General features: G+C 62.2%; 25 protein-coding genes. 11 read left to right on the forward strand and 14 right to left on the reverse strand.

The window, feature by feature from the left end:
* Positions 1-344 precede the first annotated feature (344 nt).
* The 8 genes from ACIOTL_RS02750 to ACIOTL_RS02785 form a co-directional block, all read right to left on the reverse strand.
* Positions 345-611, reverse strand: a complete 267-nt coding sequence (locus ACIOTL_RS02750; protein ID WP_332488722.1) for a hypothetical protein — start codon at positions 609-611, stop codon at positions 345-347.
* Between the two features lie 86 nt (positions 612-697).
* Positions 698-1,291 (reverse strand): GNAT family protein, encoded by a 594-nt coding sequence (locus ACIOTL_RS02755; protein WP_332488720.1) that lies wholly within the window; start codon positions 1,289-1,291, stop codon positions 698-700.
* A 281-nt stretch (positions 1,292-1,572) separates the two neighbouring features.
* The gene (locus tag ACIOTL_RS02760) at positions 1,573-1,833 is read right to left on the reverse strand and encodes a GlsB/YeaQ/YmgE family stress response membrane protein (RefSeq protein ID WP_105656414.1); all 261 of its coding nucleotides are present in this window, start codon (positions 1,831-1,833) and stop codon (positions 1,573-1,575) included.
* Between the two features lie 75 nt (positions 1,834-1,908).
* Positions 1,909-2,493, reverse strand: coding sequence for a hypothetical protein (locus tag ACIOTL_RS02765; RefSeq protein WP_400341696.1), 585 nt, complete (start codon positions 2,491-2,493; stop codon positions 1,909-1,911).
* Between the two features lie 2 nt (positions 2,494-2,495).
* Positions 2,496-3,047, reverse strand: coding sequence for a DUF6286 domain-containing protein (locus ACIOTL_RS02770; RefSeq protein WP_105656416.1), 552 nt, complete (start codon positions 3,045-3,047; stop codon positions 2,496-2,498).
* The gene (locus tag ACIOTL_RS02775; RefSeq protein ID WP_146112224.1) at positions 3,044-3,415 is read right to left on the reverse strand and encodes an Asp23/Gls24 family envelope stress response protein; all 372 of its coding nucleotides are present in this window, start codon (positions 3,413-3,415) and stop codon (positions 3,044-3,046) included. The genes ACIOTL_RS02770 and ACIOTL_RS02775 overlap by 4 nt, the downstream gene beginning before the upstream one ends.
* Positions 3,416-3,420: 5 nt before the next feature.
* Positions 3,421-3,597, reverse strand: a complete 177-nt coding sequence (locus ACIOTL_RS02780) for a hypothetical protein (RefSeq protein WP_166650766.1) — start codon at positions 3,595-3,597, stop codon at positions 3,421-3,423.
* Between the two features lie 24 nt (positions 3,598-3,621).
* Positions 3,622-4,152, reverse strand: coding sequence for an Asp23/Gls24 family envelope stress response protein (locus ACIOTL_RS02785; protein WP_286134072.1), 531 nt, complete (start codon positions 4,150-4,152; stop codon positions 3,622-3,624).
* A 98-nt stretch (positions 4,153-4,250) separates the two neighbouring features.
* Here ACIOTL_RS02785 and ACIOTL_RS02790 point away from each other — a divergent pair, with 98 nt between their 5' ends.
* Both ACIOTL_RS02790 and ACIOTL_RS02795 read left to right on the forward strand, forming a co-directional pair.
* Positions 4,251-4,793, forward strand: coding sequence for an RNA polymerase sigma factor (locus tag ACIOTL_RS02790; RefSeq protein ID WP_133833920.1), 543 nt, complete (start codon positions 4,251-4,253; stop codon positions 4,791-4,793).
* Entirely contained in the window at positions 4,790-5,365 is a 576-nt protein-coding gene (locus ACIOTL_RS02795; protein ID WP_400341698.1) for a hypothetical protein, read from the forward strand. The genes ACIOTL_RS02790 and ACIOTL_RS02795 overlap by 4 nt, the downstream gene beginning before the upstream one ends.
* Here ACIOTL_RS02795 and ACIOTL_RS02800 read toward each other — a convergent pair.
* Both ACIOTL_RS02800 and ACIOTL_RS02805 read right to left on the reverse strand, forming a co-directional pair.
* On the reverse strand, positions 5,362-6,633 hold the full coding sequence (locus ACIOTL_RS02800) for an MFS transporter (RefSeq protein WP_400341700.1): 1,272 nt from the start codon (positions 6,631-6,633) through the stop codon (positions 5,362-5,364). The two genes, ACIOTL_RS02795 and ACIOTL_RS02800, sit on opposite strands and share 4 nt — an antisense overlap.
* Positions 6,634-6,997: 364 nt before the next feature.
* The gene (locus ACIOTL_RS02805) at positions 6,998-7,780 is read right to left on the reverse strand and encodes a carbonic anhydrase (RefSeq protein WP_400341702.1); all 783 of its coding nucleotides are present in this window, start codon (positions 7,778-7,780) and stop codon (positions 6,998-7,000) included.
* A gap of 270 nt (positions 7,781-8,050) precedes the next feature.
* Here ACIOTL_RS02805 and ACIOTL_RS02810 point away from each other — a divergent pair, with 270 nt between their 5' ends.
* The 7 genes from ACIOTL_RS02810 (at position 8,051) to ACIOTL_RS02840 (ending at position 15,725) form a co-directional block, all read left to right on the forward strand.
* Positions 8,051-8,686: a TetR/AcrR family transcriptional regulator gene (locus ACIOTL_RS02810; protein WP_400341703.1), complete on the forward strand. Its 636-nt coding sequence runs from the start codon at positions 8,051-8,053 to the stop codon at positions 8,684-8,686.
* Positions 8,687-8,690: 4 nt separating this feature from the next.
* On the forward strand, positions 8,691-10,295 hold the full coding sequence (locus ACIOTL_RS02815) for a carboxyl transferase domain-containing protein (RefSeq protein WP_400341705.1): 1,605 nt from the start codon (positions 8,691-8,693) through the stop codon (positions 10,293-10,295).
* A 15-nt stretch (positions 10,296-10,310) separates the two neighbouring features.
* Positions 10,311-12,359, forward strand: a complete 2,049-nt coding sequence (locus tag ACIOTL_RS02820) for a biotin carboxylase N-terminal domain-containing protein (RefSeq protein ID WP_400341707.1) — start codon at positions 10,311-10,313, stop codon at positions 12,357-12,359.
* Positions 12,356-12,880, forward strand: a complete 525-nt coding sequence (locus ACIOTL_RS02825) for a MaoC family dehydratase (RefSeq protein WP_105656425.1) — start codon at positions 12,356-12,358, stop codon at positions 12,878-12,880. Before ACIOTL_RS02820 ends, ACIOTL_RS02825 begins: the two co-directional genes overlap by 4 nt.
* Entirely contained in the window at positions 12,873-13,673 is an 801-nt protein-coding gene (locus ACIOTL_RS02830; RefSeq protein WP_181148777.1) for a CoA ester lyase, read from the forward strand. The genes ACIOTL_RS02825 and ACIOTL_RS02830 overlap by 8 nt, the downstream gene beginning before the upstream one ends.
* Positions 13,674-13,739: 66 nt before the next feature.
* The gene (locus ACIOTL_RS02835; protein ID WP_105662305.1) at positions 13,740-14,243 is read left to right on the forward strand and encodes a hypothetical protein; all 504 of its coding nucleotides are present in this window, start codon (positions 13,740-13,742) and stop codon (positions 14,241-14,243) included.
* A 180-nt stretch (positions 14,244-14,423) separates the two neighbouring features.
* Complete coding sequence (locus ACIOTL_RS02840) at positions 14,424-15,725, forward strand: MFS transporter (RefSeq protein ID WP_400341710.1); 1,302 nt, start codon at positions 14,424-14,426, stop codon at positions 15,723-15,725.
* A gap of 92 nt (positions 15,726-15,817) precedes the next feature.
* On the opposite strand, the gene ACIOTL_RS02845 is transcribed toward ACIOTL_RS02840, so the two are convergent.
* Together ACIOTL_RS02845 and ACIOTL_RS02850 are read right to left on the reverse strand one after the other, a co-directional pair.
* Positions 15,818-16,255 (reverse strand): DUF6069 family protein, encoded by a 438-nt coding sequence (locus ACIOTL_RS02845; protein ID WP_105656428.1) that lies wholly within the window; start codon positions 16,253-16,255, stop codon positions 15,818-15,820.
* A 98-nt stretch (positions 16,256-16,353) separates the two neighbouring features.
* Positions 16,354-16,764, reverse strand: coding sequence for a DUF6069 family protein (locus ACIOTL_RS02850; protein WP_400341712.1), 411 nt, complete (start codon positions 16,762-16,764; stop codon positions 16,354-16,356).
* A 786-nt stretch (positions 16,765-17,550) separates the two neighbouring features.
* On the opposite strand from ACIOTL_RS02850, the gene ACIOTL_RS02855 reads away from it, so the two are divergent.
* Both ACIOTL_RS02855 and ACIOTL_RS02860 read left to right on the forward strand, forming a co-directional pair.
* On the forward strand, positions 17,551-17,796 hold the full coding sequence (locus ACIOTL_RS02855) for a hypothetical protein (protein WP_105656430.1): 246 nt from the start codon (positions 17,551-17,553) through the stop codon (positions 17,794-17,796).
* Positions 17,797-17,875: 79 nt separating this feature from the next.
* Positions 17,876-18,346 (forward strand): hypothetical protein, encoded by a 471-nt coding sequence (locus ACIOTL_RS02860; protein ID WP_400341714.1) that lies wholly within the window; start codon positions 17,876-17,878, stop codon positions 18,344-18,346.
* 169 nt (positions 18,347-18,515) lie between these two features.
* Here ACIOTL_RS02860 and ACIOTL_RS02865 read toward each other — a convergent pair whose 3' ends face one another.
* Both ACIOTL_RS02865 and ACIOTL_RS02870 read right to left on the reverse strand, forming a co-directional pair.
* Positions 18,516-18,842 carry a DUF202 domain-containing protein gene (locus ACIOTL_RS02865; RefSeq protein WP_105656432.1) on the reverse strand — a complete coding sequence of 109 codons (327 nt, stop codon included), beginning with the start codon at positions 18,840-18,842 and terminating at the stop codon, positions 18,516-18,518.
* Positions 18,842-19,225, reverse strand: a complete 384-nt coding sequence (locus ACIOTL_RS02870) for a YidH family protein (RefSeq protein WP_105656433.1) — start codon at positions 19,223-19,225, stop codon at positions 18,842-18,844. Before ACIOTL_RS02870 ends, ACIOTL_RS02865 begins: the two co-directional genes overlap by 1 nt.
* Between the last annotated feature and the right edge of the window lie 11 nt (positions 19,226-19,236).

Raw genomic sequence — 19,236 nt, forward strand, 5'->3', positions numbered from 1 at the left:
ACGCGAAAGACCCCGCAACACGCATTTTCATGGCTTTTGGCTCCAGCCAGCAGCGTCGTTCATACCGTGCTCGCCCAACAGAATTTTCCGGCTCCCTCAAGTATTCTCTACGCCAATGAAGCCGTCCCGGACTAGCTATCGCCGAAAATGAACTGTCGACACGAAAGACCATCCCCGAGCATCAATGCACTCCGGCTCGCACCTCAAGTGCAGGACAGTTCACGATCGCCGATCTGTGGGCGGTGGCTCAGTTTGGGGTGTTTTGTTTCTGTTCGGCAAGGCGATCCAGCTCGCTTCGCGAGCACGCACCTTCGTGCATGCCTACCTTGCACGGACAGTTTTGGCTATTGCTTGGTTTTCCCCAGCGCATTGATCGCGTCAACCATCGTCGCGCCCGGATGCTGACGGCGGTATTCCTTCACATCCCTGGGTGAGAGCCCCTGTGCATCGACGGTGATTTCCTGGGGCTTCGGACTGCCAGTCCAGCCCCAAAGCATCAAGGTCCAGCTGCCTACGAGCAACCCCCAGGTAGGTTCCTCCGACAGCGCCATGAGCAGAATTGCGGCGGTTGCCAGCGCCAAAAGAACACTGGTGCGCGTTGATTTGCCCATGGGACCGCCTAGCTCGCTGGGGTGGTGCTGTTCTCTTCCAGCCTTTCAAAGAACACACCGGCGATCAAGGATCTATCCCTCATCCTTTAGCAGGAGGCCTGGGCCGTCCATTCCTCAGCCAACAGCGCGTAGCCCATGGAATCCATCCATTCCCCGCTGCGATGCAGGCTGTCCTTGCGGCCATGGAATTCCTTGCGCATCCCCAAGCGCTCCATCAGTCTCCATGATGGCTCATTGGCGGCAAAGCATTCGGCAGTAACCCTGCGTAGGCCAAGCGGGCCGAAGCACAGGCCCATGGCAGCGGCAACGGCTTCGGTGGCGTAGCCCTTGCCACCGAAGGAGGGATCGAAGCTCCAGCCGAGGTTGCCCTCAACGCCCTTGGCGTGCTGCTCAATTTCGCTTTGCCCCCAGCCATCCACGATATCCAGCATGACCGTGCCAATCAGCTGGGTCCCCTGCCCGGTGTCCAGTTCCACAGCCAGGTTCCTCAGCGGATAGTCCTTCGCGAAGAACAGCGAACGGAATTCTTCCAGGGTTGCTGGGCCAGCGGTAATCCACTGGGTGACATCGGCAAGCTGCCGGTAGCGCCAGAGGTCTCCCGCATCAGCCGAATTCACGCGACGCAGGGACAGGCGTTCAGTGCGTACCGGCCAGCTGATCTTTTTCAGCGCATCTTCCATTCCCCAAGCCTAGCCCTACGGTTTCCAGGCGGTCCTGGCCACCACGTTCGCTCGACTGGGATCTGCCTGGTCTTGTCGATGATGGCCTTCGTAGCGGAGGGCGCCTTGCATGCCAAGCTGGATGATTCGCGCTGCACCTGGCCCCGCGCTGTCCTGGGCACTGCAGGTTCTCACCGGCATCATGCAGGCGTTGCGGCAGAAGGAAACGGGCGGGATCCATAAGGATCCCGCCCGTTCCCATAGCCAGCGCCATCAGGCTGCAGGCAGTTCAGCGCATGCCCCTAGTCGCGTTTGCTGCTGACAAAACCCCAAATGACCAGAACCAGCAGCGAGCCGCCGATGGCCAGCAGCCAGGTGGACAATGACCAGAACTCGCTCACTCCGACACCGAAAACTGCCGAGCCAATCCAGCCTCCCAGCACCGCCCCGACCACGCCGAGCAGCAGCGTGGCAAGCCAGCCGCCTCCCTGCTTTCCGGGCTTGATTGCCTTCGCGATCGCACCGGCAACGAGGCCAAGGATGATCCAACCGATTATTCCCATATATTCCTACTTCCCCAAGAGATGCGGCACGATGCCCTTGCCGTTAATGGCTATTTTTTGTTTTCCTGGGCCGGCTCAGATGAGCACGGCCTTATTCGAATCCTGCTTTTCCGGCTTCTGGAAGCTGAACGAGATGTGCTTGCGGGAGAAAGGCACCCCCAGCACCATTTCAAGGTCAGGTACCACGCGGCCATTGACCAGCTCGATCCCTCGATTCGCCGGAGCGTCGGCGCGCAGGGTGAATCGCGCATAAAGCACGGGTTCAGCTGCATTGCCGCCAATTTGAACGTTCGCATCCACGATTTCCGGTTGCGTTCGAGCGGCCGTTTCCGCGGCTTTGGCTATTACCGAAGTCTCGATCTCGCTGACTCCTTCGCTGCTCGATTCGTATCTGAATTCATGCGCCGATGGGCGGCGCGGAATGGCAGTGATCAGCACCGCCAGCGAGAGCACGATGCCGGCAATTCCGAGCGCGAGTCCCAGTGGCAGCAGGTACTGCTGATCGATCGGCAGGCTGCTGGCAATCCGGGCTTGGCCGAGGCCAGCGCCTTGGCCAAGCCCCCACCAGACTGCTGCGAGGCCCGAGGCACCGGCCGCCAGCAGGACCAAACCGAAGATCGCCAGAATAAGTCGTTGGCGCACCACATGCGTTCTGAACATTTCTAGTTTCCCCCTCGGCGTTGCACTGAGACCTTGACCTTGGGAGCGCGTTGCAATGGCAACCCGTCGATCACGCGCTGCGCCCGCGCCTGCGCGTTTTCCCGCACGCGCTGAACCGAGTGGGCTGGAGTCTGCACGGTAACCTGGACCAGGGCCGGGCTGGTTTTCACGCTCGCGCGGGTCACCGAATCGGTTCGCTCGACCTCATGCCCCACCAAGGTTGATATTCCACGGCATGAGATTGCCTGTTCCGACCCCGCTGAAGGATCATCGGTAGTCAGCAGGATGCTCTGCCGGGGCCCTGGAATGAGCGCGCTGAGCAACAGCAGCAGACCGAGCACCGCAAGAACCACCATGGCGATCACTGCCAGGTTGTCATTGAAGCGCAAGTTGCTGACCGCGTTAATGCCCTGCTGGGCAAAACCGGGCCATTGTCCGCTGGTCAAACGCAGCAGGCAGGATAGCGCCAGGAGAATGCTCGTGGCCAACACGACGATGAAGCTGATCATCAAGGCCAGGGTGCGGGCACTGCGAACGTGCCAGAACCTGCTCATCGCAGCCTCCTGTTGCTAGTTCCTTCATCCGGCGTTGACATCCAGCTCACCCGTATATCGGTTTGCACCTGCTCAACGCCCAGATACTTGCGCAGATCAGCCGCAACCATGTTCCGCACGTCTTCGCAGGCTTGCTGGACATTGCTCGGATAGCTCAATCCAAGGTCCAAATCGACCACCACTGCACTTCCAAGCACCTCGGCCTTGGCCTTGGGCCGGCTGTCAAAATCCTTGTACTTCCCCAACCCCAGGATCCCACCCGCGGCAGAGCCGACAACTGGCACCTTATAGGCTGCTTGGGCAGCGATTTTTGAATAGACGGCCGTGTTCACCGTGGTGCTTCCACGGCTAGAGGACAGCTCTGCCATCTGCTTCACCGCCGACGTTTGCTGAACACTTGACTGAGGTCAACCCTGTCCTGCAAAAGCCATCCGACTCCAGCGCCGATGATGGCGAAGAATGCCACCACCACGAACTGGGTGAATGATCCGAAGGCAATCAGCAATCCGGCTAGGCAGCCGATGGCCAAACCCCACTTGACGTGTAACATGTTCTGCTCCTTAGATGAGGACAGTTATTTCAGGCCATCGCGGGGCTCGGCGTCATCGTCATCGTCTTCCGGCAGGTGCACGTCGGTGACTTCAATGTTTACCTCGATGACTTCCAGACCGGTGGCGCGTTCAACCTGGGCGATGATATTCGAACGGATCTCGTTGGAGACCTCAACGATCGAGAACCCGTAGGAAACAACGATCGACACGTCGATGGCGGTCTGCTGCTCGCCCTTTTCGACGCTCACGCCTCCGGCCGCGTTGGCTTGGGCACCGGGGATGCGTTCGGCCAGCGAGTTGAAGGTCCGGCGGGCGGCGTTGCCCATGGCGTATACGCCGGAAACTTCGCGGGTGGCGATGCTGGCAATCTTCTGGACCACACGGTCTTCGATGGTCGTCTTGCCCAGTTCGGTGTGCAGCGGACCGCGCAGCTCTTCGTGGACCGGCGTGTCATTTGCGGCCTTTGCCTTGGCCTGGCGTTCCAGCTCTTCGCCGGTTGGCTTGATGATTGGCCCTTGTGAATCGCGTTGCACCATGATGGTCTCCTCATTCATTGAACGGATATTTTTGTGCCTTACACTCATACAGACGAGAGCTACAGATTAATCCTCACACATTATGAGTGTGATATAGATCACTTAAGGAGGGGTGTTTGGAACCGACCCGGTTGACCGTGCTTGTTGGTCGTTCAATGGAGGGGGACCCCGAGGCCTTCGGCGAACTCGTCACCGCGCTGACACCCGGCCTGCGCCAATACTGCAAGACTTTTTTCAGCAGCTGGCACGATGCGGAGGATGCCACCCAGGATGCCTGGATCCGCGCGTGGCAGTCATTGGGCTCGCTGCGCGAACGTGCCGCGTTCAAGACTTGGCTCTACCGCATGGCACGAAATATTTGTCTTGATCGCATCCGCCAGCGTGCCAATGACCAGCAAACCGTGGATGATGAAGTGCTAGAGCAAACCCCAGTCCCTGACCGTGAATTGCCAGAAAACGTCGCCGTGCAACGCGGCGAGATTGCCGATGCCTGGCAGATCATCAACGGATTGCCTTCGGCGCTTCGCCAGGCGTTCGTACTGGTCGCGCTCCAAGGCATGAGCTATAAGGAAGCGGCCCTGGTGACCAACGTTTCAGAATCAACTGTGCGAGGGCGACTCGCACGGGCACGCAATGCAATCAGCGAGGCGGTGTCATGAAAACCCTTCCCTGCGGACGTACTACCGAAGACGTTTTGCTGAACCTGGATGAACCTGCAGATCTGCACGAATTGCAGTGCCGGTGGTGCCACGCCGAACGGCAGCGGCTCAAGGACCAGAACGGATTCATCACCCAACTGCTGCACAGCTCGACCCCGGAGCACCAGCCTGAAGCATTCTCGCAGCGAATATTGGGCAAAATAGCCGAGCACTCGCCATTCCAGCGGATGTGGGATGTGCAAGATGCGGGCACGGGACTGGCCAAACGCGTATCGTCCCTGGAATTAATCAAGGCGATTCGAGCGGCATTTTCCGAGTCGCCGACATCGCAATTGAACTACACGGAGATCAAGGCGACTGACACGCAGATTCCCCACCTTAACTGGAGGGTGCAATGCCATGTCAGCATGGCTGGGGATAGTTCGGTTCAGGTTATCGAGCAGCAAGTCCTTGACTATGTTCGCTGTGCCATCAGCCCGTTGATCAGCTGGAGGGAACTGGTAGTTAATCTGGTCATTGAAGACCTGCACGGAGAAGCCATCGAGTCCATCACGCTTTGGGGCGAAAACTAGCTACGGCTTCCTTGCTCCCCTGTTCCATCGCTCCGCGGGCTTTTTCCACGCAGCACTGGCGAGCAAGCAAGCACCACAAGTCCCACAATGGGGAACACCATCAGGGCCATGCGCAACCCGAAGTTCTCGGCAAGGAAACCCACTAGCGGTGGCGAGAACAAGAAGCCCAATCGCATGAGCCAGGAGACGATGCTCAGCCCAGTTCCCGGAGGCAGGCCGGGCAGCTTGTCGGCCTGGTCCATCACCGCCGGGACCAGGGTTGCCGAGCCGAATCCAGCCGCGGCAAATCCCAGCAGCGTGCCCGGAACCGTGGGGAAGAACAACGCCAGACCCATACCGATTGCTATTAGCGCTCCCCCGAACTGGGCCATGCCGCGCTGGCCAAAGCGGTTGACCATGCCATCGCCGAGAATTCGGCCAATGAACTGGGCCCCGACCAGAGCGATGAACCCGCTGGCCGCCAGCGCCGCTGGCGCCCCCAGCTGGCCAAGATACAGCGTGGACCATGAATTCCCGGCGTCTTCAACCATTACTCCGGCTACGGAGATCAAGACCAGGGCGCTCATCATCAGCAGCAGCCGTCCGCGGGATCCTGCGGGGGCCGCGGCCCGGGCGGTTCCGGGTGCAGGTGGCGCAACAGGTTCTATGACCGCCAGTTCGGCGGATCGAGGCAGGCAGAATTTCAGGGCAGTCAGTGCCACCGCGGCGAAGAGCACCATCGATATGCCCAAATGCACTGGCAATGCCAAGTTCATCTGGATCGCTCCAGCGGCCATCAAACCGCCGATCACCGCTCCGACAGACCACAACGCGTGGAAGGAATTCAGTATCGAACGCCCATAGCGCCGTTGCACCACCAGCCCGTGCGCGTTCTGCCCGACATCCGTAATCGAATCCATGGCGCCGCCCAGGGCAAAAGCCAGCACGACCAAGACCACGCCCGGCGCGCTGCCGGCGGCCAGCAAGGCCGCACCGGTAACTATCGTGCCCACGACGGCAACCTGCGCGGAACCAAAACGGCGCACCAGCGCACCTGCAGCCAACCCTGCAAGGATTGCCCCAACAGGCCATGCGGTGACCAGCAAGCCGTAGCCGGCGGTGTCCAATTCCAGTTCCCGCTTCAGCTCGGGAAGGCGCGGCGCCATATTGGCAAAGAGTGCTCCGTTTGTGAGGAACAGGGCCGCGACTGCAGCGCGGGCGCGGGAGTTGACGCTGGATTCGCTGGCTGCCATGGGGCCTTTCACTGCACGTGCATGCGGATTCTTCACGGGGAATGCTTCACTAGCATCCAGCGTCGAGAGTACCAGTGCACCTGCTGGCAAATCCCGAAACCGTGCCGAAAGGCCCGTCAATGGGTGTTTTGCGTCTGACCAGCTGCATCAGGATAGCAGCGAGCTGGCCATCCGCCGGTATTCGCGTTTCGGCTGCAACCTTGGAAGCCCAGCTGGTCCAGTAGCTGGATCGCCCCGTTCGCCAGATGCCCTGCCGCCGTGGAGCCTGCGCTCAGCGTGGCCATAGGCATTGCCAATATCGTAGAAACAACCTCAGCGAGGGTGCGAGTGATGATCGCAGAAGTTCCCGCCGGTTCCACCGGCGGGAACTTCTGGTTAATTCGCAACCGGAAAATCGGAGCTAGCCATCGAGCCAGCGCACTTCTCCGCTGTCCAGGTCGTAGACAGCTGCCACCACCCGGGTCCGCTTTTCTTGCACTGCCTCGCGAATGATGGCAGATCGCTCCAGTAGCTGCTCGGTGACGGCACGGGCATTGGCCTGCACCACTTGGTCCACCTCTTCGCTACCCGAACCTTCAACTTTTGCCTTGCGTGCTACAGGAGCAATCTGTTCAGCGAAGTCGACCATCTCGCCGGGCAATTGCGGATTCTTGGCATCTTCTTCCATTGCCTTCAAGGTGCCCGCCACCGCACCACAGGCCGTATGGCCGAGGATCACCAGCAACGGGACCGAATAGGGACTGGAAACAGCGAATTCCATGCTGCCAACCAAGGTGTCATCGAGCACTCCGCCGGCGGTCCGGGTGACGAACAGGTCTCCGATCCCCTGGTCGAACAGGAGCTCGGGGGTCACGCGGGAATCCACGCAGCCGTGGATCAGGGCGAAGGGGTTCTGGTGCTCGGCCTGCTCGCTGCGCCGTTCAGTTGCTTGATTGGGGCGTTCTGGCATGCCGTCGGCGTAGCGCTGGTTCCCGGCGCGCAGTACCTGCAGCACTTCATCGGGGGTCTGCGGGGGTCCGGCGAGGTTTGCCCTGTCCGCGTCCGTGGCCTGCGGTGATGCGCAGGCTGCCAGTCCGGCCAGGGCAATGAGCCCGGAGGCACCGGTGAGCAGGCCGCGGCGCGACGGTCCGGCTGGGGTTGGGTTTTGACGGTTGAGGAAACGTGGTTCAGGTTGCGGCATCATGCCTTCCAGTGGCGTCTGATCAGCTGCCCAGCAGAATTAACTAGAGCTTGACAGTAAATAACATCAAGCAGTCTAGTGTTTTGCATTTGATTCATAAATAGCAAACGTCATATTTCGGCCCCTTTTAACATGAGCGTTGCATGAGGTGCGGATGGCAGCGCCACTCGGTGTCCCCGTCCGCGGAAGATGGTGATTGACACCACACTTTTTCTTCGGTTGGATGGAAGCAGTCAATCGATTGATTGGCTCTTGAGTCACAGGGTGGTGTCCATGGAACTGGGAAAGGTCCAGCAAGCAGCCGTAGCCTGCTTTGCCCAGCGCGGTTTCGCCGCCACCGGCATCCGCGAACTAGGCAGTGCCGTAGGACTGAACTCGGCGACCCTCTACCATTACGTCGGCGGCAAGGAAGACCTGCTGGTGGGCATCATGAACGACTGCCTGGCCGCCATGATCTCCGGTGCCGAGCAGGCGCTGGCCGGCAGCAAGGACCCGGTACGCCAGCTCGCGTTGCTCGTGGCCTTCCACGTGGGGTTCACCGCCACCAATCCCAGCACCGCACGTGTCACCGAATACGAGATGCGCGCGCTATCGGCCAAGGCCCGCGAGCAGATGCAGGAACTGCGCGACGCCTACGAGCAGCTCTTCGCCGACGCGCTTCAGGCCGGCGCGCGCCAGGGCAGCTTCAGCACCGTGGACCTGGGCATCGCCCGCTTGGCACTGATGGAAATGGGGACCGGTGTCTCGCACTGGTACCGCAAGGACGGCCGACTCACACTGGCCCAAGTGCAGTTGAACTTCATTTCCCTGGCCATGCGCATCCTGGCCGTGCCCGACGAATTCCCGTTGCCTGCGCAGCAGCTGCCCGTACCCCGGGTGATCGCCAGCGAACCGACCAGCAAGGACTGACTTCGTGAAGACCCTCTCCTCCCACTTGAACCCCGAGCAGTTCGAGCGCAACGCCGCCGACCAGGCACCACTGCTGGCCGAACTGCACGAACGGCTCGAACGCGCTGCGCGCGGCGGCTCCGAGAAGTCCCGGCAGCGCCAGGTGGATCGCGGCAAGCTGCTGCCCCGCGAACGCGTAGACGCGCTGCTGGACGACGGCTCGCCCTTCCTGGAAATCGCACCGCTGGCCGCCGAGGACATGTATGACGGCGCCAGCCCCGGCGCCGGAATGATCGCCGGCATCGGCCTGGTGCACGGCCGCCACGTGCTGGTCATCGCCAACGACGCCACCGTCAAGGGCGGCACCTACTTCCCGATGACGGTCAAGAAGCACCTGCGCGCCCAGGAAATCGCGCTGGAGAACAGCCTGCCCTGCATCTACCTGGTGGATTCGGGCGGGGCGTTCCTGCCCATGCAGGACGAGGTCTTCCCGGACCGCGAGCACTTCGGGCGCATCTTCTACAACCAGGCGCAGCTCTCCGCGAAGAAGATCCCGCAGCTGGCCGCGGTGCTCGGTTCCTGCACCGCCGGCGGCGCCTACGTTCCGGCAATGAGCGACGAGACGGTCATCGTGCGCAACCAGGGCACCATCTTCTTGGGCGGACCACCGCTGGTGAAGGCCGCCATCGGGGAGATCGTCACCGCCGAGGAGCTGGGCGGCGGCGACCTGCACGCCAAGACCTCGGGCGTGGTGGACCACCTGGCCGAGAACGACGAGCACGCGCTGATGATCATCCGCGATATCGTCTCCACCCTGCCGGCCAACCCGGCCCCCGCGTGGACCATCGAAAGCCAAGTGGTCGAGCCGCTCTACCCGGGCAGTGAACTGGCCGGGGTGGTGCCGGTGGATGTCAACGCGCCCTACGACGTGCACGAGATCATTGCCCGCATCGTCGATGCCAGCGAGTTCCACGAATTCAAGGCCGACTACGGCACCACCCTGGTCACCGGCTTCGCGCAGATCCACGGGCACCGGGTAGGCATCATCGCCAACAACGGCGTGCTGTTCTCCGAATCCGCGATGAAGGGCGCGCACTTCATCGAGCTGTGCGACCAGCGCGGCATCCCGCTGCTCTTCTTGCAGAACCTCGCCGGATTCATGGTGGGCCGCGACTACGAAGCGGACGGCATCGCCAAGCACGGGGCCAAGATGGTCACCGCCGTGGCCACCGCCCGGGTGCCCAAGCTGACGGTGGTCATCGGCGGCTCCTTCGGCGCCGGCAACTACTCGATGTGCGGCCGGGCCTACTCCCCGCGCTTCTTGTGGATGTGGCCGGCCGCGCGCATCTCGGTGATGGGCGGGGCCCAGGCCGCCTCGGTGCTCTCCACGGTCAAGCGCGACGGAATCGAGTCGGGCGGCGGCAACTGGAGCGCCGAGGAGGAGGAATCGTTCAAGGCCCCGATCCGCGAGCAGTACGAAACCCAGGGAAACCCCTACTATTCCACCGCCAGATTATGGGACGACGGGGTCATCGACCCGGCAGATACCCGCCGGGTGCTCGGCCTGGCCCTGGATGTCTGCGCCCGCCAGCCGCTGCCGGAGACCAGCTTCGGCCTCTTCCGGATGTAGTACGAGGAAAACACCATGACTACGAAGCTCTTTGACACTGTCCTGATCGCCAACCGCGGAGAAATCGCGGTGCGCATCATCCGTACCCTGCGGGCGCTGGGCATCGAATCGGTCGCCGTCTACTCCGATGCCGATGCCGGGGCGCTGCATGTGTCCGAAGCCGATCGCGCGGTGCGCATCGGCGCGGCTGCGGCCAATGAAAGCTACCTGGATATCGACGCGGTGATCGCCGCTTGCCGGCACACCGGTGCCCAGGCGGTGCACCCGGGCTACGGGTTCCTCTCCGAGAACGTGGACTTCGCCCGTGCGCTGGAGGCTGCCGGCATCACCTTCATCGGCCCGCCGGTGAACTCCATCAATCTCATGGGCGACAAGATCCGTTCCAAGAACCATGTCCTCTCCCACCAGGTGCCGGTGGTTCCCGGCATCGCCGAGCCCGGCCTGGGCGATCAGCAGCTGCTCGCCGCTGCCGCGGACGTCGGCTTCCCGCTGCTGATCAAGCCTTCGGCCGGCGGCGGCGGCAAGGGCATGTTCGCCGTGGATTCCGCCGCAGAACTGTCCGAAGCGCTGGCCAGCGCCCGGCGCACCGCACGCAATGCTTTCGGCGATGACACCCTGTTCCTCGAACGCCTGGTGCGCAATCCGCGGCATATCGAGGTGCAGATCCTGGCCGATGCGCACGGGAACACCGTGCACCTGGGCGAACGCGAATGCTCCTTGCAGCGCCGCCACCAGAAGGTCATCGAGGAAGCCCCGGCTCCGCTGTTCGAGAATCTGGAGCACGGCGCGGCGATCCGCGAGCGCATTGGCGCCGCCGCGGTGGCCGCTGCGCAATCGGTGGGCTACGTCGGCGCCGGAACTGTCGAGTTCCTGGTGAGCGACCAGAACCCCGACGAGTTCTTCTTCATGGAAATGAACACCCGCTTGCAGGTGGAGCACCCGGTCACCGAGGAAGTCGTGCGGGTGAACGGCGCAAAGCTGGATCTGGTGCAGTGGCAGGTGCGCATCGCGGCCGGACAGCCACTGGACTTCACCCAGGACCAGGTGGCATTGGAAGGCCATGCCATCGAGGCCCGGCTCTACGCCGAAGACCCGTCCTCCGGCTTCCTGCCCTCGGTGGGCACCGTGCTGCACGTGCGCGAGCCGGAGAATGTCCGGGTGGATTCCTCGCTGCGCGACGGCCTGGCGATCAGCGCCCACTACGATCCGATGCTTTCCAAGCTCATCGCCTGGGGCCCGGATCGCACCGAGGCGCTGGCCCGCTTGGATAAGGCACTAGCCGGCACCGTGGTGCTGGGCGTGCTGACCAACAGCGAATACCTGCGGCTGCTGCTGGCCGACGAGGATGTGGCCGCCGGGGCCCTGGACACCAACCTGATCGAGCGGAAGATGGACCAGTTCGCCTTCCGCCAGGTCGGGGCCCGCGAACTGGCACTGGCAGCGCATCTGGAGGATCGGCGCATTCCAGCCGCGAATACCCCGTGGGGCCTGCGCGACGGATGGCGGGCCCAGCATCGCCGGGCCAGCATCGGGCACTTCGACGCCGAGGCCGCCGAGGGCAGGACCGCGTTGCTCAGGGACCCCGATTCGAGCCGGGTGCGCGTGGGCGCCGAAGAATTCACCGTGCGGCAGGAACCGGATGGAACCCTGTCCGTCAACGGGCAGCGCACAGCACTACAGCATGCCTTCGCCGCAGATGGCACGCTGTGGCTGTGCGAGGAAGGCTGGACCGCGGCGGTGCGCAAGCTGCCCCGCGAAGAAGTCCTCGAACGCCAGCTGGCCACCATCGCCAAGCAATCCGGGACCTTCTCCCCGCATGTCCTCTCGCCCATGCCCGGCACCGTGATCAACGTGCAGGCGGCCGATGGCGATGCGGTCGCCGAAGGCCAGCTGCTGCTGAGCATCGAAGCGATGAAGATGGAGCACCAGCTCTTCTCCCCCGCGGACGGCATCGTGCGCATGACCGGGTTGAAGACCGGGGATCTGGTCAAGGCCAAGCAGGTCGTGGCCACCGTGGAAGCAGCGCAGCCATCCGAAGCACAGCATCAGGAGCAGGACGCATGAGCGAGCAAACCCACAAACGTGTCGAGCAGCGCGGCCTCTACTTCGATGAGCTGCAGCTGGGGGCCACCTACGTGCACAAGCCCGGGCGCACCCTGACCGAAGCGGATAACGTCGCGTTCACGACGATGACCATGAACAACCAGGGACTGCACCTGGACGCGGCATGGGCATCCACCCAGCCCTTCGGCAAGCCGCTGGTCAACTCCCTGCTCACCCTGAGCACCATGATTGGGCAGTCGGTGGGCCAGCTGACCGAGGGCACCATCGTGGGGCAGCTGGGCATCAATGACGTGCGCTTCCCGCACCCGATGTTCCACGGCGATACCCTCTACACCGAAACCGAGATCACCGCACTGCGCGAATCGAAGTCCCGCCCCGGGCAGGGCCTGGCGTCCATGACTCACACCGGCCGCAACCAGCACGGCGACATCGTTGCCACCGCCACCCGCACCTGCCTGATGTGGACCCAGCAGGCGCACTTGGATTCGCTGGAACCCAAGGGGGAAAGCTCCAATGGCTAGCTTCCTGATGGGTCCTTCCCTGCTGTTCTGCCCGGCCGACCGGCCCGAGCGCTACGCCAAGGCGGCACAGCGTGCCGATGCGGTCATCATCGATCTGGAAGACGCTGTGGCTGCCGGGAACAAGGACGCGGCCCGCCGCGCCTTGCTGGATACGCCGCTGGATCCCGCGCGGGTCATCGTGCGCGTGAACCCGGTCGATAGCGAGCACTTCGCCAAGGACCTGGCAGCGCTGGGGCAAACGGCCTACCGCACCGTGATGCTGCCCAAGTGCGAATCGGCGGCGCAGCCGGCCGCGCTGGCAGGCTACGACGTGCTGGCACTGTGCGAAACCGCCAAGGGCATCACCAATGCCTCGGACATTGCCGGGGCGCAGAATGTCGTCGCGCTGATGTGGGGCGCGGAAGACCTGATCGCCTCGCTCGGCGGCACATCCTCGCGCGGCCACGATGGCAGCTACCGCGAGGTGGCACGGTTCGCGCGGTCGCAGGTGCTGCTGCATGCGGTGGCCCAAGGCAAGGCCGCAATTGATTCCGTGTACCTCGATATTCCAGATCTCAAAGGCCTGGGCGAGGAGTCCCGCGATGCCAAGGCCTCGGGATTCGCCGCGAAAGCCTCGATCCACCCGAACCAGATGCCGGTCATTCGCGAGGCGTTCGCACCGACCGAAGCAGAACGGGAACGTGCCCGGCGGATCCTCGACGCCGCGGAGGCGAATCCCGGAGTTTTCGCTTTCGAAGGGCAGATGGTCGATGAGCCGCTGCTGCGCCAGGCCCGGGCCACCTTGGGCAGATAAGCTGTTTCCTGCCATGGGCTACAGTGTGTAGCAATGACCGCCGACAGCTGGCCAACGGAGGTTCACATGCCTGTCGTGAAGAAACCCGGAGCCGATACCCTGGTGTATTTCTGGTTTGCGGTGGGGTTGGCCGTGCTCGGCATGGTCATCCAGCAAATCGGCGCCGTCATGATGCTCAACGGCTCGCTGGAGCTGAACGTCCTTGAAGTGACCACGCTTCACCTGGTCGCCTGGGGCTGCTATGCCGGATCGGCCATCTTCACCATCGTGGTCATGCACAAGGCCCTGGCCATGCTGATTTATCTCGTGCACCATCGTCGTCCGCTGCCGCCACGCAGGATGCCGGTCATCCGCGATGCCCCGGTGACGGCCCAAACCGCCGAGGCAGCCGCAACAGGCCAAGCCTCCGCTGCCCCATCGGCCATGGCCGATCCGCTGGACCAGGACGAACCGCCTTCCGGGGCCAAACTAAAAACCTTTCCGCGGCAGGCGCTGGGTGCGCCGGCCCCGCAGGACCGGCACCCTCGCAGCCGGCGCCAGAACCCCAGCAACGGCAACGACCCCGCATAGCGAATAAGCAGAGCCGATCAGGCGCAAAAACTGAGTCTGCCGCGCTTCGCCATGCACAGCTAATCCCGGCGAGGCAATGCGCTCCACCTGTTTCGGACATCAATATTTGTTCTTCGCACGTCACGAACTCCAACGCCTGTTAGCGCCGGTGCAATGCTTAAAGCAACACCCAGAAGGAGCATGCGATTGAACTCCCCGAAGCCATTGCGGATCCATCGAGCCTGGCTGGTCGCCATCGTGACCACGCTGGCGCTAGTCGCCACGGCTGCGTTCCGCTCGACCACCGGCGCGTTCTTTGAACCACTTGAATCCGAATTCGGCTGGCTCCGCTCCCAGTTATCGACCGCAGTAACCATCAACCTGGTGGTCTACGGCCTGGCAGCTCCTTTCGCCGCGACTTTGCTGGAACGGTATTCCATGCGCAAGGTGGCTGCCATCGCCCTGGCATTGGTGGCCTCCGGGGCCGGATTGTCCGTGTTCATCAGCCAGATCTGGCAGTTGTGGGCGCTCTGGGGTGTGCTGGTTGGACTGGGCACCGGGGCGATGGCATTGGTTTTCGGTTCTGTGGTTGCCAACCGCTGGTTCTGCGAACGGCGCGGCCTGGTGATGGGCATCTTCTCTGGCGCGAATGCCGCCGGCCAGCTGGTGTTCCTGCCAAGCATTGTGCTGATCATCGAGCAGCACTCATGGAGGGCCGCGGCTCTGGTTGTTGCGGTCTTCGCGGTGCTGATCATCCCGTTGCTGCGCTGGCCCTTCGCCAATTCCCCTGCCGAAGCCGGTGTACTGCCTTACGGCGGGGCCGGAGCTGCAGCCGCGCCGGCATCCGGAACGCAGCAGGGTTCGATGGCTGCCGCGACTCTCAAGGCCCTGTTCGCGGCCTCACGCTACCCGGCATTCTGGGTCTTGGCGATGACCTTCTGGATCTGCGGATGGTCTACCAACGGGCTGGTGCAGACGCACTTCATCCCTGCGGCGCACGACCATGGCATGCCGGCAACGACCGCTTCCGGGTTGCTGGCGCTGGTTGGCATTTTCGATATCCTCGGCACGGTGCTCTCCGGGTGGCTGACCGACCGCGTACGCCCGTGGCTGCTGCTTGCGGTGTACTACGCGTTGCGCGGACTGTCCCTGATGTTCCTGCACTCGCTGATGGGTCCAACCGTCGAGCCGCTGATGTGGATCTTCATTGTCTTCTACGGTTTGGACTGGGTGGCCACCGTGCCTCCTACCGTGGTGCTCTGCCGCCAGTACTTCGGTCCGGTTAGAGCCACCGTGGTCTTCGGCTGGGTCTTCGCCTTCCACATGATCGGCGCCGGCGCCGGCTCGCTGACCGCAGGGCTGTCGCGGGAAACCACCGGCAGCTACCTGGCCGCGTGGATTACCGCTGCGGTGCTGTGCCTTGCGGCAGCCGTCAGCCTGCTGTTCTTGCCGCGCATGCGCAAAGCCTACGAGCATCCTCAGCTCGAGAAAGTTGGGGTGTAGCCCGAATCAGCACCAGCAGCTCTCACGGCTTAACGGAAAACCTCGCAGAACAGATCATTGCTGATCGCTCTGCGAGGTTTTGCTTTTCGTGCTTAGACGAGCGCTACGTCCTTGGAAGGAACGTGGAGCTCCTTGTTGCCGTAGTGCACCGAGAAGAACCAGCCGATACCGGTCACGATATGGATCAGGGACAGGCCCACAGCGGTAGCGGCATCTGCTGCGTTCATGATCGGGAAAACGATCGAGACTACCGCGATGAGCAAGCCAGCCCACTGCGCGATCTTGCAAATGCCCTTGTTTGCCCGTCCGATCAGGAAGACCACCAGGCCGAAGAACAGAATCGGGATCAACGTGAACTGCAACAGGTGGTCAAAGGCGACAACATCAGTTGAATTAGGACCAATCCGGCGGGATGCCCCAGCGGCGCCAGACAGGAAGAAAATGATGACATTCAGGTAGCTGGTACCCAGCGCACCGATAATCACCTGAATGAAATTGAATGGGCTATTGGGTTGTCCCTGAGACGTCATGGCACTCCTAGAATTGTTGATAGTTCGCAACTATTCTATTCCCGAGTGCCTGTGCCACGGCTCTCAGGAGCCCGTGAGAACCGCGACACTTAGCAGGGCTATAGGTTTTCCAGGGCCGCGATCTCGTTGAACTTCCTATTCGAGTAGTTCACCGCGATATACCAAGACGCTGCAACAACCAGGTGCATAATCGCCAGGGTCAGCGCGGTCCCCCAGTCCTCGGCGAAGAACCACTGCACCACCGCTGAGGTCAAGACGGCGGCAACCCCGACCCACTGGGCGATGCGGCAGAAGCCCGGCTTGGCCCGGCCGATCAAGAAGGTCAGGAAGCCGAGAATGAGAATGGGCAGGGCAGTGAATCGCACGATGTGGATGAAATCCAGGTTCCGGAATAAGCCGCCGGAGTACTCCATGGATGCGCCGATAACCCTGGCAACAAAATAGGCCAAGGTGCTAATCCCCATGGCTCCGAAAGCCGCAATAACCACCTGGGCGAAATTGAACGGCATCTTGAATCTAGCGTCAGCCTGCATCGCGAATCATCCCCTTTTACAGCGAATTCGAGCTGGACCGGTATTTTCACTGTACGCGCATTCCCGCCCGTTGGACCCCGAACTCCGGAACATTCAAGATCGGGCCCCGCATTAGCCGATGGCGGTTTCCGCTGGCCTCCCGCGCCATGGCCCGGACCGCGACAGGGTGACGCCCCTCGGCAACACAAGCCGTTGCAGCCGCGGGCACCCTTCGTCGCTTCACTTGGCCATTTTCCGGTCCACAACCGGGAAACCGGAGTAGACTGGAATTGGATCTAACTTCCGTAGAAATGCCGTCATCGGAAGCACTTCCTACCGGCGTAGAGCTTTTGTGCCCTCCTCATTGCCGAGGACGGCGTTCAGATTAACGCAGCAGTGTTGAACCGGGATCTTTATCGAGGCGGCTCGAATTAACTGCCCGCTTCCTTGCGTTTCTCCCATTTGCCCGATAAGGGTTGCCCGCCAGGAACGAATCACAGTTTTGCTCCAGCAGCCCACAGACCGGTTCGGTCCGCTAGTGGCGAATCATGCAACCAGCACAGCCGGACAATACCTTTGAAGCCGACAGTGCAAAACGGCAGTACGCGCACAACTGCCGCGGTCCCCGCGATGCCCAACTCAAGAAATGGTACGGCGTTTCCCGTGGAACCGGCCTTGAACTGCAGCACCGAGGGCAGAGCACGGCAATAAAAACGACTATGCAGCAACGGAGGGAATGTCATGGACAAGCCGAACAGCTGTCCGAGGTGCTACAGAAATACCTTGGTTGAAACAGAAACCCGTCGATTCGTCGATGATCAAAACCAGCTCAAGAGATGGGACAACGAAGGCGGCCACGAAGCTGGCCAGCGCCAGGACATGCTGGTAACGATGCGTGAAGTGCTCTGGACCTGCACCTCATGCGGATGGCGCAAGGTTGCCTACAGTTCGCAAGAACCACTACAGGGACCAGAGCGCCGCGTGGACATCTTGCCTGCTACGGGCCAAGCAACCCTACGGCAAGCCTAGCTGAGCTGGCGCCAGGCGCTGCTGCCCACGGCAGAGCACCCTGGTCGCCGGCATGGAACGGACATGGAAAGGAAAAGCCATGATGGACTTCTCCCGCACTCTTGGCAAGAAGCACCAGCCGCTGAAGATAGGCCCGGTGCTCATGAACTCTCTGCCGGGAACTTTGCTCAGCGACAAGGCGCCCGGCGCGTACCGGGTTGCCGCCGTTTTCAACCGCCAGCCCGCAGCCGAGGAAACAGAGTTCTTGACCAGCGATTTCATGCGCGGCCAACTCGATGCCGCCGGCTACCCTAATGCCGTTCTGAGCGCAGCTAACCGAAGATTGGAAATTTCCAACACCTCCCTGGAACAACTGCGTGACGGATTGGCAGCATTAATTGCCCGGGAGCTGGCTCTCGCCGGAAAGAAGTTCGAGGCTGATAGGGACGAAAGAAATTCCCGGTTCCACAAGGATATCGATGCGGAGTCACAGCGTTATGCAGCGGTGCAAAAGCTCGCGGAATCGGTAGCATTCAGCTCCGCGGAGATTCTCGAGCTCCATGGGCCCTGACCCTTCGGTAAATCCGGGTCCCAGCACCGGTACAGCTAGAGCGCCTGGACTGGCTGCACCGGCCCGGGCATTCGCAATAGGGCCGGAACCGCACTCGCGCCGCGCCTGCAACTCCTCTGGCCGCTACTGCCGCAACCTCGATAAACCTGCGCCTGGCGAGCACCCGGAACTAGGCGCCGAGCACAAGGATGATCGCGCAAGCGCCTAGAGCCAGCAGCACCGCTGTAGTCAGCAGCACGGCGAGAACATCCGCGCTGACGCGTTCAGCCTTCACGCCTTGCGCCATTTTCCGGTACCGGGCACGCTGCGAGAGCAGAATCCCGAATGCCATCGAGGAAGATATCGCAATCAGCAGGATCACGGCCAGGCCATAGTGCGGAAGCCAGCGCAGGAAGACCGCGGAAACCACGAGAAATGAAACCATTGTCCGGTTCCACGCGAAGACGGTGCGCTCTGGCTGCAACCCCGGGTCGCTGATCTCGATGGGCTCTTTCATCACGAGCTGAGGGACCAGAAAATCATGGCGATCGCTGCCAGTGAGGCCACCACGGCACCGAATGCCAGCAGCGGGACAATGGCGGGAATCGGCAACGGCCTGCCGGTGCGCATGCTGCGTTCCACGCGGACCCAGCGCACGGCTGCACCGGCAGCAATCAGGATGCCGACGCCGATCACCAGCACCGCCAGCCAGGTGCGAACTGGCGACGGGAAGGCCTCTGCGGCGAAGGCCTCCAGCGCTGTGCCGCCCGCGAGGAAGGCTAGCGAAGTTCGAATCCAGGCCAAGAAGGTGCGCTCGTTGGCCAGCGTGAAGCGCGGGTCAGGCTCACTGCCCCGTGGCAATATCCAGCGTGAAAGCCGGCTGCGATCTTGCTCGGACATGACCCTCCTTG

The sequence above is a fragment of the Glutamicibacter sp. NPDC087673 genome (genome assembly GCF_044743255.1).
Taxonomy (GTDB): domain Bacteria; phylum Actinomycetota; class Actinomycetes; order Actinomycetales; family Micrococcaceae; genus Glutamicibacter.

What these genes read in the sequence shown, in the direction of transcription:
- ACIOTL_RS02810 (WP_400341703.1), top strand. Translation starts at nt 8,051, where the DNA reads ATGGAACTGGGAAAGGTCCAGCAAGCAGCCGTAGCCTGCTTTGCCCAG.
- ACIOTL_RS02845 (WP_105656428.1), bottom strand. Translation starts at nt 16,255, where the DNA reads ATGACGTCTCAGGGACAACCCAATAGCCCATTCAATTTCATTCAGGTG.
- ACIOTL_RS02820 (WP_400341707.1), top strand. Translation starts at nt 10,311, where the DNA reads ATGACTACGAAGCTCTTTGACACTGTCCTGATCGCCAACCGCGGAGAA.
- ACIOTL_RS02870 (WP_105656433.1), bottom strand. Translation starts at nt 19,225, where the DNA reads ATGTCCGAGCAAGATCGCAGCCGGCTTTCACGCTGGATATTGCCACGG.
- ACIOTL_RS02840 (WP_400341710.1), top strand. Translation starts at nt 14,424, where the DNA reads ATGCGATTGAACTCCCCGAAGCCATTGCGGATCCATCGAGCCTGGCTG.
- ACIOTL_RS02760 (WP_105656414.1), bottom strand. Translation starts at nt 1,833, where the DNA reads ATGGGAATAATCGGTTGGATCATCCTTGGCCTCGTTGCCGGTGCGATC.
- ACIOTL_RS02825 (WP_105656425.1), top strand. Translation starts at nt 12,356, where the DNA reads ATGAGCGAGCAAACCCACAAACGTGTCGAGCAGCGCGGCCTCTACTTC.
- ACIOTL_RS02835 (WP_105662305.1), top strand. Translation starts at nt 13,740, where the DNA reads ATGCCTGTCGTGAAGAAACCCGGAGCCGATACCCTGGTGTATTTCTGG.
- ACIOTL_RS02795 (WP_400341698.1), top strand. Translation starts at nt 4,790, where the DNA reads ATGAAAACCCTTCCCTGCGGACGTACTACCGAAGACGTTTTGCTGAAC.
- ACIOTL_RS02865 (WP_105656432.1), bottom strand. Translation starts at nt 18,842, where the DNA reads ATGAAAGAGCCCATCGAGATCAGCGACCCGGGGTTGCAGCCAGAGCGC.
- ACIOTL_RS02765 (WP_400341696.1), bottom strand. Translation starts at nt 2,493, where the DNA reads ATGTTCAGAACGCATGTGGTGCGCCAACGACTTATTCTGGCGATCTTC.
- ACIOTL_RS02850 (WP_400341712.1), bottom strand. Translation starts at nt 16,764, where the DNA reads ATGCCGTTCAATTTCGCCCAGGTGGTTATTGCGGCTTTCGGAGCCATG.
- ACIOTL_RS02750 (WP_332488722.1), bottom strand. Translation starts at nt 611, where the DNA reads ATGGGCAAATCAACGCGCACCAGTGTTCTTTTGGCGCTGGCAACCGCC.
- ACIOTL_RS02770 (WP_105656416.1), bottom strand. Translation starts at nt 3,047, where the DNA reads ATGAGCAGGTTCTGGCACGTTCGCAGTGCCCGCACCCTGGCCTTGATG.
- ACIOTL_RS02785 (WP_286134072.1), bottom strand. Translation starts at nt 4,152, where the DNA reads ATGAATGAGGAGACCATCATGGTGCAACGCGATTCACAAGGGCCAATC.
- ACIOTL_RS02755 (WP_332488720.1), bottom strand. Translation starts at nt 1,291, where the DNA reads ATGGAAGATGCGCTGAAAAAGATCAGCTGGCCGGTACGCACTGAACGC.
- ACIOTL_RS02805 (WP_400341702.1), bottom strand. Translation starts at nt 7,780, where the DNA reads ATGATGCCGCAACCTGAACCACGTTTCCTCAACCGTCAAAACCCAACC.
- ACIOTL_RS02775 (WP_146112224.1), bottom strand. Translation starts at nt 3,415, where the DNA reads ATGGCAGAGCTGTCCTCTAGCCGTGGAAGCACCACGGTGAACACGGCC.
- ACIOTL_RS02780 (WP_166650766.1), bottom strand. Translation starts at nt 3,597, where the DNA reads ATGTTACACGTCAAGTGGGGTTTGGCCATCGGCTGCCTAGCCGGATTG.
- ACIOTL_RS02830 (WP_181148777.1), top strand. Translation starts at nt 12,873, where the DNA reads ATGGCTAGCTTCCTGATGGGTCCTTCCCTGCTGTTCTGCCCGGCCGAC.
- ACIOTL_RS02860 (WP_400341714.1), top strand. Translation starts at nt 17,876, where the DNA reads ATGATGGACTTCTCCCGCACTCTTGGCAAGAAGCACCAGCCGCTGAAG.